Source organism: Streptomyces pseudogriseolus (genome assembly GCA_002154585.1).
In the GTDB taxonomy this organism is placed as follows: domain Bacteria; phylum Actinomycetota; class Actinomycetes; order Streptomycetales; family Streptomycetaceae; genus Streptomyces; species Streptomyces pseudogriseolus.
The window spans coordinates 285-1,209 of the sequence record MUNG01000634.1; the positions used below are offsets into that span (position 1 = coordinate 285).

The window sequence follows — 925 nt, forward strand, 5'->3', positions numbered from 1 at the left end:
GCCGACATGCGCCGCGCCGGCCTGGTACGGCTAGGGGAGATCGTGGCGTCCTCCGGGGCCGCCTTCGGCGTGCGCTTCGACCCGGTCGGCGAGCGGCTGTCCCTCGTCGACGAGAAGGGGCGGATCGTCGAGGACGACCGCGCGCTGCTCGTCATGCTCGACCTGGTCGCCTCCGAGCGGCGCAGCGGACGGGTCGCCCTGCCGGTGACCACCACCCGGATCGCCGAGCAGGTGGCGGCGTACCACGGGACGCAGGTGGAGTGGACGACCACCTCGCCCGACGATCTCACGCGGGTCGGCGGCGAGGAAGGGACGATCTTCGGCGGCGACGGCAAGGGCGGCTTCATCGTCCCCGAGTTCAGCAGCGTCTACGACGGCACCGCGGCGTTCGTCCGGCTCATCGGGCTGGTGGCGCGCACCCAGCTGACGCTGAGCCAGATCGACGCCCGTATCCCGCGGGCGCACGTCCTCAAGCGGGACCTCGCGACCCCGTGGGCCGTCAAGGGCCTCGTCATGCGGCGGGTCGTCGAGGCGGCCGGCGACCGTTACGTGGACACCACCGACGGCGTACGCGTGGTGGAGGCCGACGGGCGCTGGGTCATGGTGCTGCCCGACCCGGCCGAGGCCGTCACCCATTTGTGGGCCGAGGGGCCCGACGACGCCTCCGCGCAGGCGCTGCTCGACGAGTGGTCGGCGGTCGTGGACAGCGCCGGCAGGTGACCCTCCCGAGCTGGACGCACTAGACGCAGTACCGGCGGCGTGCCGGACCGGGACCCCGGAAGGGGCCCGTCCGGCACGCCGCCGGGGTCGTTCGGAGGTCGGGGGCGCGTCGTGCGACGATGTGCGGCATGCCGCAGCAACCCCCCGTTCGGAGCACACCCGCGCGGCCCGCGCGCCCGGACGCGTCCATGTCGTTGATCACCAA

Annotated in this window: 1 protein-coding gene; it reads left to right on the plus strand. The window is 73.7% G+C overall.

Annotated elements, in window-relative coordinates; genetic code table 11:
- The coding region (locus tag CCN29_RS33615) for a phosphohexomutase domain-containing protein (protein WP_503167733.1) at positions 1-720 on the plus strand (720 nt) is incomplete at its 5' end.
- Positions 721-925 lie beyond the last annotated feature (205 nt).